This is a genomic window from Campylobacter concisus (assembly GCF_002092845.1).
Taxonomy (GTDB): Bacteria; Campylobacterota; Campylobacteria; order Campylobacterales; family Campylobacteraceae; genus Campylobacter_A; species Campylobacter_A concisus_AQ.
In genome coordinates this window covers 34,576-51,716 of the sequence record NZ_LVXF01000038.1, presented here as the reverse complement: position 1 = coordinate 51,716, position 17,141 = coordinate 34,576, and the positions used below count along the sequence as shown (strand labels likewise).

General features: G+C 37.9%; 14 protein-coding genes. 11 read left to right on the top strand and 3 right to left on the bottom strand.

The genetic code is table 11. From position 1 onward, the window contains the following. Positions 1–2: 2 nt before the first annotated feature. The 5 genes from pseF to A3854_RS07085 are packed head-to-tail and all read left to right on the top strand — an operon-like array spanning position 3 to position 5,049. Positions 3–680: a pseudaminic acid cytidylyltransferase gene (pseF, locus tag A3854_RS07105; RefSeq protein WP_084041896.1), complete on the top strand. Its 678-nt coding sequence runs from the start codon at positions 3–5 to the stop codon at positions 678–680. Then, entirely contained in the window at positions 681–1,553 is an 873-nt protein-coding gene (gene pseG, locus A3854_RS07100) for a UDP-2,4-diacetamido-2,4,6-trideoxy-beta-L-altropyranose hydrolase (RefSeq protein WP_084041895.1), read from the top strand. After that, on the top strand, positions 1,538–1,996 hold the full coding sequence (gene pseH, locus A3854_RS07095; RefSeq protein ID WP_084041894.1) for a UDP-4-amino-4,6-dideoxy-N-acetyl-beta-L-altrosamine N-acetyltransferase: 459 nt from the start codon (positions 1,538–1,540) through the stop codon (positions 1,994–1,996). Before pseG ends, pseH begins: the two co-directional genes overlap by 16 nt. Positions 1,997–1,999: 3 nt before the next feature. Continuing rightward, positions 2,000–3,031, top strand: coding sequence for a pseudaminic acid synthase (pseI, locus tag A3854_RS07090; protein WP_084041893.1), 1,032 nt, complete (start codon positions 2,000–2,002; stop codon positions 3,029–3,031). Next, complete coding sequence (locus tag A3854_RS07085) at positions 3,028–5,049, top strand: motility associated factor glycosyltransferase family protein (RefSeq protein WP_084041892.1); 2,022 nt, start codon at positions 3,028–3,030, stop codon at positions 5,047–5,049. The genes pseI and A3854_RS07085 overlap by 4 nt, the downstream gene beginning before the upstream one ends. Positions 5,050–5,365: 316 nt before the next feature. Here A3854_RS07085 and A3854_RS07080 read toward each other — a convergent pair whose 3' ends face one another. Continuing rightward, positions 5,366–6,871 carry a flagellin B gene (locus A3854_RS07080; protein ID WP_021091720.1) on the bottom strand — a complete coding sequence of 502 codons (1,506 nt, stop codon included), beginning with the start codon at positions 6,869–6,871 and terminating at the stop codon, positions 5,366–5,368. A 187-nt stretch (positions 6,872–7,058) separates the two neighbouring features. Between A3854_RS07080 and topA the strand changes: the two genes are divergently transcribed. From topA to crcB, 3 genes are all read left to right on the top strand, one after another. Continuing rightward, complete coding sequence (topA, locus tag A3854_RS07075) at positions 7,059–9,179, top strand: type I DNA topoisomerase (RefSeq protein ID WP_180378668.1); 2,121 nt, start codon at positions 7,059–7,061, stop codon at positions 9,177–9,179. Positions 9,180–9,865: 686 nt separating this feature from the next. After that, positions 9,866–10,705 (top strand): biotin synthase, encoded by an 840-nt coding sequence (locus A3854_RS07070; protein WP_084041890.1) that lies wholly within the window; start codon positions 9,866–9,868, stop codon positions 10,703–10,705. After that, positions 10,705–11,058 carry a fluoride efflux transporter CrcB gene (gene crcB / locus A3854_RS07065; RefSeq protein WP_084041889.1) on the top strand — a complete coding sequence of 118 codons (354 nt, stop codon included), beginning with the start codon at positions 10,705–10,707 and terminating at the stop codon, positions 11,056–11,058. Before A3854_RS07070 ends, crcB begins: the two co-directional genes overlap by 1 nt. 669 nt (positions 11,059–11,727) lie before the next feature. On the opposite strand, the gene A3854_RS07060 is transcribed toward crcB, so the two are convergent. Continuing rightward, positions 11,728–12,210: a hypothetical protein gene (locus A3854_RS07060; protein ID WP_084041959.1), complete on the bottom strand. Its 483-nt coding sequence runs from the start codon at positions 12,208–12,210 to the stop codon at positions 11,728–11,730. A 117-nt stretch (positions 12,211–12,327) separates the two neighbouring features. Between A3854_RS07060 and A3854_RS07055 the strand changes: the two genes are divergently transcribed. From A3854_RS07055 to A3854_RS07045, 3 genes are read left to right on the top strand one after another with little or no spacing between them, the layout of a single operon-like run. Continuing rightward, complete coding sequence (locus tag A3854_RS07055; protein ID WP_084041888.1) at positions 12,328–13,491, top strand: cation:proton antiporter; 1,164 nt, start codon at positions 12,328–12,330, stop codon at positions 13,489–13,491. Between the two features lie 2 nt (positions 13,492–13,493). Continuing rightward, on the top strand, positions 13,494–14,771 hold the full coding sequence (locus tag A3854_RS07050; protein ID WP_084041887.1) for a citrate synthase: 1,278 nt from the start codon (positions 13,494–13,496) through the stop codon (positions 14,769–14,771). Continuing rightward, positions 14,768–15,574, top strand: a complete 807-nt coding sequence (locus A3854_RS07045; protein WP_084041886.1) for a 3'(2'),5'-bisphosphate nucleotidase CysQ family protein — start codon at positions 14,768–14,770, stop codon at positions 15,572–15,574. Before A3854_RS07050 ends, A3854_RS07045 begins: the two co-directional genes overlap by 4 nt. Positions 15,575–15,577: 3 nt before the next feature. Here the strand turns inward: A3854_RS07045 and A3854_RS07040 are convergent, their stop codons facing one another. Continuing rightward, a complete protein-coding gene (locus A3854_RS07040; RefSeq protein ID WP_084041885.1) occupies positions 15,578–17,134 on the bottom strand; it encodes a class I SAM-dependent methyltransferase in 1,557 nt (518 codons plus the stop codon). Positions 17,135–17,141 lie beyond the last annotated feature (7 nt).

Here is a 17,141-nt window from a genome sequence, read left to right as displayed (position 1 = left end):
AAATGATCTGTATTATCCCAGCAAGAGGCGGCAGCAAGAGAATACCTAGCAAAAATATCAAAGACTTTTTAGGCAAGCCTTTAATCGCATATAGCATCGAGGCTGCACTAAATTCTAAAGTTTTTAACGAAGTAATAGTAAGCACCGATGATGAAATGATCGCAAATGTGGCTAGAGAATTTGGAGCTAGCGTGCCATTTTTTAGAGATACGAGCCTAAGCGATGACTACGCGACAAGCACTGACGTGATAAAAGACGCGATAAGGCGCGTAAATTCTGACTTTGACGTCTGCTGCCTCTATGCTACAGCACCGCTTATAAGGGCTGAAATTTTAAAAGAGGCTGCAAGTGAGTTTAAAAAAGATGAGTGTAAATTTCTATTTTCGGCCACTGCGTTTGATTTCCCTATACAAAGGGCGATAAAACTTGATGAAAACGCTAGCGTTAGCATGTTTTATCCTCAGTTTGAAAAGACACGCTCGCAAGATCTTGAGCCTGCGTTTCATGACGCTGGGGCATTTTATTTTGGTAAAAAAGAGGCTTGGCTGGAGTGTAGTGCTTTGTTTGCGCCACACTCAAAGGCATATTTGCTGCCAAGAAATTTAGTCTGTGACATAGATACGCTAGAGGATTTTGAGTTTGCTAAGAAGCTTTATTTGATAAATAATGGAAAGATCTGATTGAAAGAATTTAAAGGACTCCTCTTGCTAAAAACGCTCGTGCGCGCTGATAGTAGCAGCAAGATAGGGCATGGGCACATCAGGCGAGACCTTTTGCTTGCTAAAAAATTTAAAGACATCTCATTTGCATCTTTGAGGCTAGATGGTGACATTTTTGATGAGATAAACTACCCTAAATTTAGTTTAAGTAGTGGCGAGATAGATGAACTTTGTGAACTTATAAAAGATGATAAATTTGAGCTTCTCATCATCGACCACTACGGCTTTAGCTTTGAAGACGAAAGAGCTATAAAAGAAAAAACCGGCGTTAAAATTTTATCATTTGACGACACTTACGAAAAACATTTTGCAGACTATATTTTAAATGTAAATTTATATGCGCAAAAGGCAAGATATGAGGGGCTGGTAGAAAAAGATAGCGAAGTTTTTTGCGGAAGCGAGTTTTTGCTGGTTAGAGATGAGTTTTATGAAGAAGCGCAGGTAAAAAGGGATAAAATTTATGACTACGCTATTATTCTTGGAGGCACTGATATCTCAGGGTTAAGTGCTAAAATTTCAGAAAAACTGCTCTTAAAAGGACTAAAAACAGCCGTCATAACAACTAGCGGAAATAAAAACTTAAGCGCTCTAAAAGAGATATCTAGTAAAAACGAAAATTTTAGCCTTTTTGTAGATAGTAAAAAAGTAGCAAGGCTGATGAATGAAGCCAAAATACTCATCATAACAGCAAGCTCGCTTGTAAATGAAGCTTATGTTTTGAGAGCTAAATTTAAAGCCATTTGCGTAGCGGATAATCAAAAAGAGATATTTGCTTGGCTAAAAGAAAATGGATATGAGGCTTACTGGGGAGATGAAATTTGCTTGAGCTTATAAATTTTATCTCGCTTAATGACGAGCAAAAGCTGATGGTCTTAAAGTGGCGAAACGACGAGCGGATAGCTAAATTTATGAAAAATAAAAGCATTGGCAAAGAGGAGCATTTTGCTTTTTTAGAGAGATTAAAGAGCATTCAAGATAAGATCTATTTTTTAGTAAAAGATGAGGGTGAATTTATCGGAGTGGTAAGCTTCGTTGATATAACGAAAGAGAGTTGCGAATTTGGCGTTTATAAAAACCCAGAGCTAAAAGGAGTGGGTAAAAAGCTGCTTGATCTCATAAAAGACTACGCTTTTTTTACGCTAAAAGTTGGCTCGCTAAAAGCAAAAGCTTATAATAACAACGAAAAAGCGCTTGCACTTTATGAAAATTTTGGCTTTAGGATCTACGCAAAAGATGATGAATTTAGCTATCTTGAGCTTAAAAAAGAAACGGACTAGCGGATGAAAATAGGAAATTTTGATACAGACAAAAAGGTCTTTATAATAGCAGAGCTCTCTGCTAATCACAGCGGTAGCCTAAAAACGGCAGTAGATACGATAAAGGCGGCTAAACGAGCTGGAGCTGACGCGATAAAGCTTCAGACATATACGCCCGATAGTTTGACTCTAAATTCGCACCTAGACGACTTTGTCATAAAGGGCGGACTTTGGGACGGGCGAAATTTATACGAGCTTTACCAAGAGGCGCTAACGCCAAAAGAGTGGCACGCTGAGCTTTTTAAAGTAGCAAAAGAAGAAGGACTTGCCTGCTTTTCAAGCCCATTTTGCAAGGATGATGCCAACTTTTTAGAGCAGTTTAACCCGCCAGCTTATAAGATAGCAAGCTTTGAAGTGACGGACTATGATTTTGTAGAGTTTGTGGCCAAAAAAGGTAGGCCCATCATCATCTCAACTGGCATAGCCTACGAAGAAGAGATACAAGACGTGGTGCAAATTTGCAAAAATGCAGGCAATAGCGACATCGCCCTTTTAAAATGCACTTCAAGCTACCCAGCACCGCTAAATGGCATGAATTTACAAACGATAGCTAATATGAGAGAGAAATTTGGCGTCGAGGTTGGCTTTTCAGATCACACTTTGGGTGTGACTGCTCCAGTAGTGGCGGTTAGTTTGGGTGCTAGGATAGTTGAAAAACATTTTATACTTGATAAAAGCGTAAAAAGCGTTGATAGCGCATTTAGCCTTGATGAGAGCGAATTTGCTCTTATGACAAAATGCGTTAGAGAGGCCGAGGAGCTTTTGGGTGTGGTAAACTACGAACTAGATGAAAAAGCGGTTTTAAATAGGAGATTTTCACGCTCACTTTATGCAAGCGCAGATATAAAAAAGGGTGAAATTTTTAGTGAGCAAAATATAAGGAGCGTGCGTCCAGGGTACGGCCTGCACCCTAAATTTTTAAAAGAGCTGATCGGTAAAAAAGCAAAAAGAGATATAAAATTTAGCGAGAGATTAACAAAGGAGGATTTGATATGAATAACAAAAACGATAAGGCATCCAATAAAAAGGCAAAACCATCTAAAGATAATGTATCAAATATCCAAAATCCTATCTTTCAAAAAAATCTTCAAGCACTATTTCAACAAGATGAAATTCTAGCAGCAAGGCTTTGGTCTATTGCTGGTAATGAAGACTATGAAATTTTTATAGGGAAAGATCCAATTGATATAAATTTAATAAACAAGCATACTTTTAAATATATCTATGAAAATCCTGGAGCAGACATTTTAAAGCTACTTGAAGATATAGAAAGTGACTATAAACGTTATCCGATACTATTTTTTTATGGACTAGGCAATGGCGTACTCTATAAAGCACTAGCAAAAAATGAAACACACCAAAAAATCGTGGTCATAGAGCCAGAGATCGAGATCATATATCTTGTTTTAAATGTTATTGATCTATCAAGCGAACTAGAAAGTGGGCAGATAATACTTTTTTATTCAAAATTTGCAACCTATACACATTTTTATTATCTGGTTACAGAAGCAAAACTAAACTCATATGCAAAAACCTATGATAATCTTATGATTCATATGCCTTTTTATGATCAATTTGAAGAGGACTACATAAGAATAAACAAAGAGATTACAAGATCATTTTCTCAAATAGTAGTTGCTCACGGCAATAGCATAGACGATCTTTTATTAGGCACAAGACAAAATTGTGAAAATTTAGTGCCTATGATTAGCAATTACTGCTACACAAGTCTTGTTAAAAAAAGATATGGTCTTATGGATACAGCTATAATTGTATCAACTGGTCCAAGCCTAGATAAACAGCTTAATACACTTAAAAAATTTGCTCCATATGTTAGCATTATAAGTGTTGATGCCTCTTATCCAATCCTTGCAAGGCATGATATCAAGCCTGATTATGTAATGTCGATTGAAAGAATAGAACCAACTTCTAGTTTTTTTGAAAAAAAACATCCAAATATTGATGACAATATACACTTTATTGTTGCCTCAGTTACACACAAGCAAACTATTAAAAATATCTTGCCAAGAAAACTAGTACTAACTATGAGACCTCAACAAGAGGAGTATATGTTTGGCCTAAAAAGATATGGGTATTTGGGTGTGGGGCATAGTTGTGCAAACATGGCCTACCAGCTAGCCTATGTCTTAGGACATAAAAATATCGTTTTCATAGGACAGGATCTAGCATTTGGTAAAGATGGAGCGAGCCATGCAAAAGGTCACGCCTTTGCACAAGCGGATGAAAATATATTTGTTAAAGCCTATGGCGGAGAGGGAGAGGTTAAAACAACATATGTTTGGACTCTATTTAAAAATCAGTTTGAAAATGACATCGCCCAATCAAGCTTAGAGAATATAAAATCATATAACTGTACCGAAGGTGGTGCTAGAATAGAAGGAACTATAGAAAAGCCATTTTTAGAAGTAATGCATGAACTTTGCAAAGACAAAGATATTAAAAAACTACCTAATATAAAAAAAGATAGTGAAACGACGGTAAATAAAAATCTTTTAAAAGCTTATAAAGTCATACTTGCAAAAATAAAAGCTCAAAGTGAAGTAAAACAACAAATAGAAAAAGTCTTTTTAGAAGTAGTGCCTAGTATAGATAAATTGCTTGAGCTCAATAAAGAAAATAAAATAGAAAAAAAGCATTTTGATGAGCTTCTTAAAATAACAAAAAAGATAGATAAACTAAAAGATGTAATCGCAAAACGTAATTATCAAAAATATGTAGATAATATATTGCAAATTTCAGTCTATTATCAAGAACTTGAGCTTGCAAAAATTTCTGTAGCGCCAAGCGACACAACTATCCAAAAAACTAACAAACTTCTTATGTGGGTAAATATGCACAAATACTGGATGTTCTCTGCAGCTGGTGGTCTAAATGCCGACATTGAAGTTACTAAAAAAGCTTCAAAAGCACTTGTTGCTGAGCTAAAAAAGAGAAAACTAATAACTAAAAACGAGATAGGAAAAGCAAAAGAAAATTTTATACTGAGTATATAAGCTAATTTGTAAGTAGAATTATTTTACTTACAGTCTTTTTATTTGGCTTACTAGTTTTAGTAAGCCTCTGTCACAATTATAAATTTATAACACAACCCATTATTAAACCACTAGAGCAAAAATGAAATAGATACATTACTATTTATTTTTAGTAGATAAAGCCCCAAAGTTAAACTCTGGGGCGTGGGTTTGCGTATTGTAAAAGCATTAAACACTCTTAAGGCTTTGTTACTACTACAAAGCCTCTATCTAAAACCTTAATGAAACTATTGTAGTAGCTTCATTACGTTTTCGAGGAAACTTCACTCAGCTCCTACTATTGTAGAAGCTTCATTACGTTTTGTTGTACGCTGTTTGCTTGACTCATAGCATAAGCACCTGATTGAGCTAGGATGTTATGTTTTGAGAAGTTAGCAGACTCGCTAGCAAAATCAACATCTCTGATTTGAGATTCTGCTGATTTTACGTTAACTTGAGTTACAGTGATGTTATTAACTGTAGCTTGAAGTTGGTTTTGAACTGAACCAAGGTCTGAACGAACTTGATCTAGTGTTTTTTGAGCAGACTCAGCGATACTCATAACAGCCATCGCACCGCGAAGTGTCATAACACCAGCAGATTGAGCTACTGATAAAGCTCCACTCATTCTTTGAAAGCCCATAGCAGTTGCTAGGGTTTTATCTATTTGGCCTCTTATATCTCTTAGTGATACTGATTGTTGAGCACCACCATTAGCAGAGAACGCTAGCGATAGTTTAGCAACACCACCAGCATTTAGCTTGATATCTCTACCGTCAAGACGAACTAGATTTAGTCTACCTACGAATCCAGTTAAAGATGTACCTTTAGCAGCTGCACCTTTACCGCCAAGACCCTTTGAGATGTCTTTACCAGAAGCTACGATAGCACGGCCATCACGGCTTGTTAGTACCATTTTACCTGTTTCAGCATCAACAGAAGCTTCAACACCAGTTTGGTCTTTTACAGAGTTGATAGCATTTACAAGTGCACCGTTTGCATCATTTGCTTTAACCTCTAGATCACCAATTTTAACACCGTTGATTGTTAAAGACTGAATTAAACCACCGCCAATAGCAGCGCTTGCTTTCCAAGTAACGTCAGCTGTAGCTCTAACACCAGTTCTATCAGCAACTTTGTTGATATTCTCAGCTAGAGCACCAAGACCTTTACCGATACCTGTTGAGATAGTAGCAGCTGTAACGCCAACATCATTTACACCATCAACGTTTAAGAATTTAAGATTTACTGTGCCCATAGCTGTAAGTAGTCTTGAGCTCTCAAAACGTGTAAGACCTATCTTATCAGATGTAGTCGCACCAATACTTGCTTTAACAGTTTGGTTTGAGTAAGCACCTATTTGGAATTCTTTATTAGAGAATGTTCCGTTTAGTAGTTGCTGACCGTTAAATGAAGTAGTGTTACCGATATTGTCAAGCTCTTCCATTAGACGAACGATATCAGCTTGCAATGCTTGGCGTGATTGAGTTGTTTGGCCGTCTTGGGCTGATTGAGTAGCTTTTGTCTTGATAGTATCAAGAATTTTTAGCTGCTCGTCCATAGCTTTATCGGCAACTTGAATGATACCAATAGCATCATTACCGTTTGCAATAGCTTGACCTAAAGCTGAAGCTTGACTTCTTAAGCTATCCGCAATAGATAGACCTGAAGCATCGTCTGCAGCTGTTTGAATCCTAAGACCTGAGCTAAGTTTGTTAAGTGACTTAGATAAGTCAGTGTTGTTGCTAACTGCGTTAGCGTGTGTGTTAAGTGCGTTTACGTTTGTGTTAATACGAAAACTCATTGTAAATCCTTTTAATTTTTAGTTACGACTTCTTGTCGCACAAAAACTATATCGTGAAATTTTTTAAAAACTTTATAGGTATGAATGAAAAATTTTTAAAATAATGAAGACGGATTTGATTTTTATGTCTTGATACTTTAAAAATTATTTTTGCTACAATTACGCCAAAAAAAATTAAAGGCTATATATAATGAAAAGCTTAATCATCGTGGAATCTCCCGCAAAAGCAAAGACTATCAAAAATTTCCTAGATAAAAGCTACAACGTCATCGCCTCAAAGGGCCACATCAGAGACCTGCCAAAAACAAGCTTTGGTATCAAGATAGAGGATGATAAATTTACCCCAGAGTATCGCATCAGCAGTGATCACTCCGCCATCGTAAAAGAGATAAAAGAGCTTGCTAAAGGTGCAGATGAAATTTATCTCGCGACCGATGAGGATAGAGAGGGTGAGGCGATCGCATTTCACATAGCAAACGCCATCGGCAAAGAGCCAACCAGTCTGCCTCGCATCGTCTTTCACGAGATCACCAAAAGCGCCATACAAAACGCTCTAAAAAGCCCAAGACGCGTCGATATGAACAGCGTCAATGCCCAGCAAACAAGGCGCTTGCTTGACCGCATAGTTGGCTACAAGCTAAGCCCGCTTTTAAATTTAAAGATACAAAAAGGCTTAAGCGCTGGACGTGTGCAAAGTGCGGCCCTAAAGATAATAGTCGATCGTGAGCGTGAGATACAAGCGTTTAAGCCGGTTGAGTACTACACTATCGACACCATTTTTAAAAAAGATCTAGACGCTGAGCTAGTTAAATTTGAAAACCAAAAGATCGAAAAGCTCACTATCCAAAATCCAGACCGCGCAAAATACATCATTGAAAATTTACAAAATGAGAAATTTAGCGTCCGAGAGATCGAGAGCAAGGATAGAAAGATCCAGCCAAGCCCGCCATTTATGACCTCAACACTTCAGCAAAGTGCGAGCAACCGCCTTGGCTTTAGCCCTAAAAAGACGATGATGATCGCACAAAGCCTCTACGAGGGCGTGCAAACAAACGAGGGCTTCATGGGTGCGATCACCTATATGAGAACGGATAGCTTAAATTTAGCCAAAGAGGCCGTTGCGGCAGCTAGAGAGCACATCCTGCAAAACTACGGCAAAGAGTATCTGCCAACCAAAGCGATAAGCTACACGACAAGCTCAAAAGGCGCGCAAGAAGCCCACGAAGCGATCCGCCCTACAAATTTAAACTTCACACCGCAAATTGCTGCTAAATTTCTAGAAAAGGATGCGCTAAAACTCTACACACTCATCTACAATAGATTTTTAGCCTGCCAAATGAGCGCATGTGTGAGCCAAACGCAAAACGTCTATGTCGCAAGCGAGAAAGGTGAGTTTAAGATAAGTGGTAGAAAGGTGCTATTTGACGGCTTTTACAAGGTTTATGGCGAGCTTGATAAAGATAAAATTTTGCCAAATTTAAAAAAGGGCGACGAGATGAGTTTGCAGAGCATAAAAAGCACGCAAAATTTCACCGAGCCACCAGCTAGGTACTCAGAAGCTGGACTTGTTAAGAAGTTAGAGAGTCTAGGCATCGGCCGCCCAAGTACCTACGCACCGACTATCACGCTACTAACTTCAAGAGACTACGTGAGAGTTGAGAAAAAGCAGCTCATACCAAACGAGATCGCTTTTAGCATGATAGGCGTTTTGGAGGAGCACTTTAGCAATATAGTTGATAGCGAATTTACCTCACATCTTGAAGAAAAGCTCGATGAGATCGCACTTGACAAGGCTGACTGGCAAAAGGTACTAAGCAACTTTTACTATCCATTTATGGAAAAAATTAGCGCTGGCAAAACTGGCATAAAAAGCCTAAAAACAGCCACTCCGATCGGAGAGAAGTGCCCAGAGTGCGGAAGCGAGCTAGTACTTAGAAAGGGCAGATACGGCGAATTTATCGCTTGCTCAAATTTCCCAAAATGCAAATACTCAAGAAACATCGCAAAAGATAATGAAAAGAGCGCGGAGGCAGGCACTACTACTGCGGCAGCTAAGCCAAAACGTGAGCTTAAAAAGCTTGATGTGCCATGTCCAAAATGTGGCGGTGAGATCGTCGAGAGATTTAGCAGGCGCGGTAAATTTTACGGATGTGCCAACTATCCAAAATGCGACTTCGTCTCAAACTACGAGCCAGTTGAGCAAAAATGCGACGAATGTGGCGGCGATATGATCAAAAAAAAGCTTAAAAAAGGTACATTTATAGAGTGCACAAAGTGCAAGAAAAAGACGCTTATCTCTGAAAACTAAAAACTTTTAGCCAAATTTGAGTCCTTGACCTAAATTTGGCTTTTATAAATTTGGGCTTCAAAGTGTCTGATACCACCGCTAAGCTTGGCTAGTATAAAGGGCAAAAACCTCGTCATCAACTACACTTAGTCAGATGGTAGCTTCACATCGCAGTACGCACTTTTTTTGGTGAGCTTAGCGCTTTGCCAAATTTAAAAATAGATCTTTTAAAAGAATGAGCGGAAATTTATAAGAGAAAGTAATGTCATAAGATTTAAGCTTTTCGCATAGTTTTTAATAAGTTTATATCGTGGAGCAATTTTAAAATTTCACTCACTTGCAAGAATTGACTGCTAAAATTTAGCTTCGCTTACCGCTTAACTTAAATTTTAGAGCCGAAATTACTCGTTCTTTAAATTTTAAAATTTACTTGACACTTGCCATATATACGAACGCATGCAGTGCAAAATCGCTATCACATGCACTTCTAACGTGCGAAGGGCTTAGATGATTTAAAGGGGGATAAGGGGACGGCTTTGCTTCGTTAGCTCACAGCTACAAGCAAACCGTAACTCAAGCCCCCTTGCCCCCCCTTGTATAAAAATAAATTTATATATTTCATCAAACTATTTTTGCAAATTCATAAACCATCCTACTTAAATTTTAAACCTATCAAAGCTATAATACGCCCCAAAAAAGGATGAAAAATGAAAACAATTATGCTCTGTGCGATATGTTCAGTCACTCAAGGAAACTGCGCTGAGGACTGCGCTTACTGCACACAAAGCGCCAAAGCTGGTGCCGATATCTCAAAATTTAAAGAAAAAAGCGTGCAGCAGGTGGTGGAAGAGGCCAAAATGGCTTATAAAAACCACGCTCTTGGCTTTTGTTTAGTCACAAGCGGTGCTAGACTAAATGACAAAAAGACCGACTATATCGCATCTTTAGCAAGAGCCGTGAGCAAAGAAGTGCCAAATTTGATGCTCATCGCATGTAACGGCATGGCTACTTACGAGCAGCTTTGCGAGCTAAAAAAAGCTGGCGTTTTTAGCTACAACCACAACCTTGAAACAAGCCGAGAATTTTTCCCAAAAATTTGTAAAACTCACACTTGGGACGAGAGATATCAGACAAATTTAGATGCAAAAAGGGCTGGACTCATGCTTTGTACTGGTGGTATTTACGGCGTTGGCGAGAGTGAGGCTGATAGGGTGAGCTTTAGAGCTAGTCTAAAAGAGCTTGAGCCATTTTCGTCACCGATAAATTTTTTCATTAAAAATGAAGCGCTGAGTCTTGATCTGCCTCCTCTTAGTACGGATGAAGCCCTAAAAATAGTGCGTGAGACTAAAAGAGATCTACCAGAAACTAGAGTCATGATAGCTGGTGGCAGAGAGAAAATTTTAGGCGATAGACAATACGAGGTCTTTGAAAATGGCGCCGATGCGATCGTGATAGGCGACTACCTCACCGCAAAAGGCGAGAAAGCTAGCAAGGATATCGAGGAGCTTACAAAGCGCGGTTTTAGCTTCGCTAGTATCTGCCACTAATGCTTGTAAATTTGCTTTTCGCAGGGCTTGGAGGCTTTATAGGAGCTGGATGCCGGTTTTTAGCTGGCGAGCTACTAAAATTTAGCCACTTTCCGCTAGCTACACTTGGTGTAAATGCGCTTGGCAGCTTTGTTATCGGCATTTTGTTTTGTCTAAATTTAAGCCAAAGCGTGAGAGTATTTTTGGTCATTGGCATACTTGGCGGATTTACAACATTTTCAAGCTTTAGCCTTGATAGTGTGAAATTTTTAATAGAAGGCGAGCTGGTAAAAGGCTTTTTAAATATCTTTTTAAACCTTGTCCTTTGCCTACTTGCAAGCTATCTTGGCATTTTGCTTGGTAAAAATTTGTGAGGTTTTTAAGGTACGCAACAAAATAACTTTATCTATACCATTTTTAAATTTTAAAGCTTCACTCACTCGCCACTAAATTTAGAGCCGCGATATGCTCGCTTTAATTTACTCAAATTTATCTGATAACAAATCGCATGCAGTGCGTTAGCACTGGAGCATGTCACCTCTAACGTTGTCGGGGTTAGGGGATCGTTAAGGGGGAAGGGAGCGACTTCGTAATTCAAGCCTCTTCCCTCTTAACAAAGAAACAAAACTTTAAATTTCTAAAAACCTTAATTTATAAATTTTAAAATTCCATTCACTCGCAAGAATTGACTACTGATTTTGGGTCTTACAAAGCTTGTCGCTAGAGCCGAAATTACTTGCTTATAAAATTTTAAAATTTGATAGAGTTTTAACCGCATTCAGTGCGCCAGCACTATTGCGTGCACTTTGAGCGTATTAAGGGATTGGGGATATAAAAGGGAATAAGTGGGCGACTTCGTGTCTGCCTGCAGTTGCGAGCTTGCAAAGCAAAATTCAAGCCCCTTTGCCCCCTTTTTTTTTAAGTAAATTTCATCAATCTATGTGCAAATTTTAAATTTCATTCACTCACAAGAATTGGCTACTAAAATTTGATGAAATTTAACAAAACCACATGCAGTGCAAAATACTGCCACATCCACCTTTCTACCTAGCTTCTACCTTTGGCATCTGAAGCATAAAATTTCTAGCCTCACTTAAAAGTACAGGCTTAAGCCCATCTACCAGAGTTTTTGGATCATAAATTCTTTCATATGAAAGTATTAAGACTCCATCTTTTTTAAGTAAAAAGTGGATTATTTCTATATTTTTACTGCTAGTTTCATCTTTTATGAGAGCTAAAATTTGATCATTCTCTTCACTATAAAGCACCTCTTTAGCCTCTTTTATCTTTCTTTTTAGCTCAGCAAGCATACTTTCACTTTTTATATTTTTGTCAAATTTCACTCTAAATCCTACAAAATGCTCATCAAAATTTTCATTTTTTAAAAAGTAAAAACTCTCATCTTTGGCTGTATTTTTCTTATAAAAAACGCTTCCATCAAATTTAAAACTTTGAACCAAACTTAGCTCATCTGCAAAGCCAAAAATTCCAAAAAACATCAAGACAAAAAATAGAAATTTACGCATAAATTTGCACTCCAAATTTTTAAAAATTTGTCGCCATTTTGCCCAAAAATCGCTTAGCTTAATCAAAAAATAACAAAGCTTTTTATACAATCAAACATTTTTAATTTAAGGATCTTTTTGCAGTTACATCAAGCTAGCGAGCTTAGTATTCTTGTCGTTTTGGCATTTATCGTCTTTGCTTCGCCTTATATTTCTAAAATTTTACGCATTCCTGTCGCTCCTGCTGAGATAATACTTGGAGCACTGGCTAGCTACATCGGACTTGTCGGCGAGAATGAGATGTTTAAGCTAATTAGCGAAGTTGGCTTTTTCTTTTTAATGTTTCTAGCTGGCATGGAGATTGATCTTAGAATGCTTATAAACATTGACCGCAAAATTTTACGTCTGGGGCTTATCTATCTTGCGCTCATTTACTCGCTAGCAACTGCACTTACGTTTAGTCTTGATCTTAGTTTGCTTTATATTATCATTATCCCGATAATGGCCGTTGGCATGATATTTACGCTATTTAAGGAGTATGGCAAGCAGCAAGAGTGGCTAAATTTAAGCATGCTAATCGCAACTATCGGCGAGCTTTTAAGCATCACGCTTCTAACTTTTACCGCTGCTTACTTGCAGTTTGGAGCGAGCATAAATTTATGGCTAACGATTGGATATTTGATCCTATTTTTGGCTATTAGCGTGCTTAGCTTTAAAATTTTGGACGTGCTTTTTTGGTGGTATCCGGGGCTTAAAGTGGTGCTCATGCCACACTACGACAAGGACGAGAAGGATATCAGGCTTTGCATCGCGGTATTTTTCACGATGATAGCATTGATGCTCTATCTAAATTTAGAAGTTGCCTTTGGCGCGTTTATCGCAGGTATGTTTATCACGACATTTTTTGATCACAAAAAGGACCTGCCACACAAGCTTTCAAGCTTTGGATTTGGCTTTTTGGTGCCGATATTTTTCATCCACATAGGCTCGACTTTCAAGCTTTCAAGCCTAGGATCTAGCGAAGTGATAAAGGATGCTATTTTTATATTTTTAGCGATGCTTGGCACCAGAGTTATATCTAGTTTGCTCTTTTTGGGCAAGCTTGGCTTTAGAGGGATATTTTTATTTTCAGTTTCGCAGTCTATGCCGCTCACTCTTTTGATCGCAGTTGCTACTATCGCACACAAATCAGGCGAGATAAGTGACTATTCTTACTCATCTTTCATCCTAGCAAGCCTCGCACAAGCTATAATAGGAGCTATAATCATCAAAATTTTAATGCAATCAAAAAGCAAGGAGTAAAAATGTCATCAAATACAGCCACACTAATCGACAACCGAACTGGCAAGAGCTATGAATTTCCTATACTAAAAGGCACTATGGGACCTGATGTGATAGACATCTCGACATTTTTTAGTGATACTGGAATGTTTACTTTTGACAGAGGTTATACTTCAACTGCGATGTGTCGCTCGGCGATAACTTATATAGACGGCTTAAAAGGCGAGCTAATGTATAGAGGTTATGATATCGCGTATTTGGCTGAAAATAAGACATTTTTAGACGTGGCATACTTACTTTTAAACAAAGAGCTTCCAACAAATGATCAGTATATAAATTTTAAAACCGAGCTTAAAAAAAGAAGCTTTATACATGAAGGCATGATGAAGCTATTTGACGCATTTCCGGACAAAGCCCACCCTATGGCGATCTTACAAGCAGCAGTCTCAGCGCTAAGTGCGTTTTACTCAGACCACCTAAATATGGATAAACCTGAAGAGTATCACGAGATGGCTATGCGTATAATCGCTAAAATTCCAACGATCGCGGCCTTTAGTTACCGCTACTCACGCGGGCTTCCTATCATATATCCAAATTTAGATCGTGGCTTTACTGAAAATTTCCTCTATATGATGAGAGGCTACCCTTACGAGCATGTCGATCTTAAGCCTATTGAGATAAAGGCACTTGATACGGTCTTTATGCTGCACGCAGATCACGAGCAAAATGCTTCAACAACGACTGTTAGAACCGTTGGCTCAACGCACGCTCACCCATACGCATGTATAAGTGCAGGTATCGGAGCGCTTTGGGGTTGGGCTCATGGCGGTGCAAACGAGGGTGTCATCCGCCAGCTAGAAGAGATCGGCTCGGTTGCAAACGTCGATAGATACATCGCTAGAGCAAAGGATAAAAACGATCCATTTAGGCTAATGGGTTTTGGTCACAGGGTCTATAAAAATTTTGACCCTCGCGCAAAAGTACTCAAAAAAATGAGAGATCAGCTTATGGATGAGATAGGTATTAACTCAGAGCTTATTAAAATCGCAAACCGCATCGAAGAGATCGCACTAAATGATGACTATTTTGTGAGTAGAAATTTATATCCAAACGTTGATTTTCACTCAGGGCTCATCCTAAAGGCGCTTGGCATACCAAACAATATGTTTGCCGTCATCTTTGTCATCGGCAGGACTCCAGGCTGGATTAGCCAGTGGATCGAGCTAAAAGAGCAAGATACGATAAAGATCGTCCGCCCAAGACAGCTTTATGTTGGAGAGACAAACAGAACACCAAAATGAGCGAGCTTCTAAATTTAGCTAAAAAAGCAGCCGTTAATGCTGGAGCGCAAATAATGAAATTTTACTCTGCAGATAATACGGCTCTTAAAGTCTGCCTAAAAGATGATAGCTCGCCACTAACTAGCGCTGATCTAGCCGCAAATGAAGCGATAATAAAAATTCTAACCAAAAGTGGGATAAAAATTTGCTCTGAAGAGAGCATCCTGCAAGAAAGCGATAAAGACGAGTTTTGGCTCGTAGATCCTCTTGATGGCACGAAAGAATTTCTAGCTAGAAACGGTGAATTTTGCGTTTGCATAGCTCTTATAAAAAAAGCTAGACCGGTGCTTGGTGTGATATTTATCCCAGTTAGTAAAGAGCTTTTTTATGCTGATGAAAATGGCGCTTTTAAAGAAATTTTAGGTGACAATAATGAAATCATAAAGAGAGTTGATTTAAATAAAAAAGATAAAAATTTAGACAATCTAATCTTTTCAAGCAGAAGAGGCGACGCCAAAGAGATAGAATTTATAGGACAGAGCTTAAATTTTGAGCAAAAATGCATCGGCTCAGCCATAAAATTTTGCCGTTTGGTTGAATTTGGTGGAGTTTATTTGAGATTTGCTCCAAGCTATCTTTGGGACAATGCAGCAGGAGATGCGCTCGTAAATTTTTGTGGTGGAAAAGTATTTGACGCTAATAGTAGCAAAGAGATGAGCTATGAGCTTGCTGATTTAAAAAGCCCATTTTTCATAGCTCTCTCAAAAAACACACTAAATCTAAAAGATAAAATCACACAGCTATATAAGCAAAGTAAAATTTAAATCTTAAATTTCTTCTAGTAGATAAAGCAGACTAGCTATTTTTGCTGTGCCTAGCACGTAGCTCATTATGTTTGCTGCGACTTTATCTTTTTTAAGCACTTTGCCATTTATGTCAAATATATCTTCGTTGTTCTCTTTGATAAATTTTAAGGTTTTTGCTACGACATCTTCTAAGCTATTTTTGCCGTCAAGCAATAAAAGTATGTAATAATCGATATTGTTAAGCTTTCTTGAAATGCTAAATTTATTAGCAAAAACAACATCGGCATTATTTTTATGATTTAAAAAATATCTTACATAATTTATTAAATTTTGACTAAGCCTTGAATAGCCGGGCCTATACTCGATATTTTTTTGCTCATCTTTTAAAATCATTGCATCAGACGAGTTTGTTAAAATTCTTACAAAGGCGCTATAAACCATGAGCTTATCTTCTGGCAAAATTTCTAAAATCTGAGAAAGGTTTATGCTAGCTGGATACATCTTATAAAAGACCTCGCAAAGCCATGATATATCTTGTGGCATAGCGCCATAACTATCTTGCCACTGGTTATCTTTCTTTATAAAATCTGCCACAACGTGAATTTTATTGATATCGCTTGGGCCTATTTGTTTATTGGCTATGCTCTCATAAGTTTTGCTATGGACTATTAGGCTTTGTCTAAAGACTTTGTTACTAATCATATCCATGAATTGCTCTAGATCGATCCTGTCTTTAAATTTATTGTTTTTGTATTCATCTACTACAGCTGTGCCAACATCTGGGGTAAAAATATCATCAAGCGTATATTCACAAAGATAAGTAAGATCATTTTTTGCAAGCATGGCATTAAAATCTTTAAAATAAAATGGATCATTTGTGTATTCTAAAAACTCATGAGCTATGTAAAAGTCATCTTTTGAGAGCACATGTTCTGTTACAAAAAGAAGCATCTTAAGAGGTATCTTCCCCTCATAAATTTCTTCATCTCTTGTTAGCAAATATTCTTTATAGACTAAAAGTGCTTCTTTGGCTGCTTTTAACCTCTCTTGCATGCTCTCTTTGTCTTTTGCAGCAAGTAGCATTATATCCCTTACGATATCTTTTACTTTCCAGCCAGGATAAACATTATAAGAGATAAATGCCACGCCGTTCGTGCTTAAATTCTCTCTTACAACTTTTAATATAGCTTCTTTTACAAAGTCAGGTACCCAGCTAAAAACGCCATGAGCGATGATATAGTCAAATTTCTCATCACTTTTAAATTCGCAAATATCGCCGTGTATAAGCTCTAAATTTGTAAGCCCCATTTCTTTAACGATCTCTTGTCCGCGCCTTATCTGCTCGCCACTAAGATCTATGCCAATTACTTTTGCGTTTTTGTTATTTACTGCAAATGGGATCAAATTTCCGCCAAAGCTACATCCTATCTCTAAAACTCTTGCATTTTCACATGGCGGTGGAGTTATGCCAAGAAGTGTCGCACAAGCTTCAAGCCTGTAAGGCGATGATTGGGCAAAGGCTATTGATTTATAAGTTAGCTCGTCATAAGACTTTTCGATTTTGCTATTTTGGCTCATTTTAGCT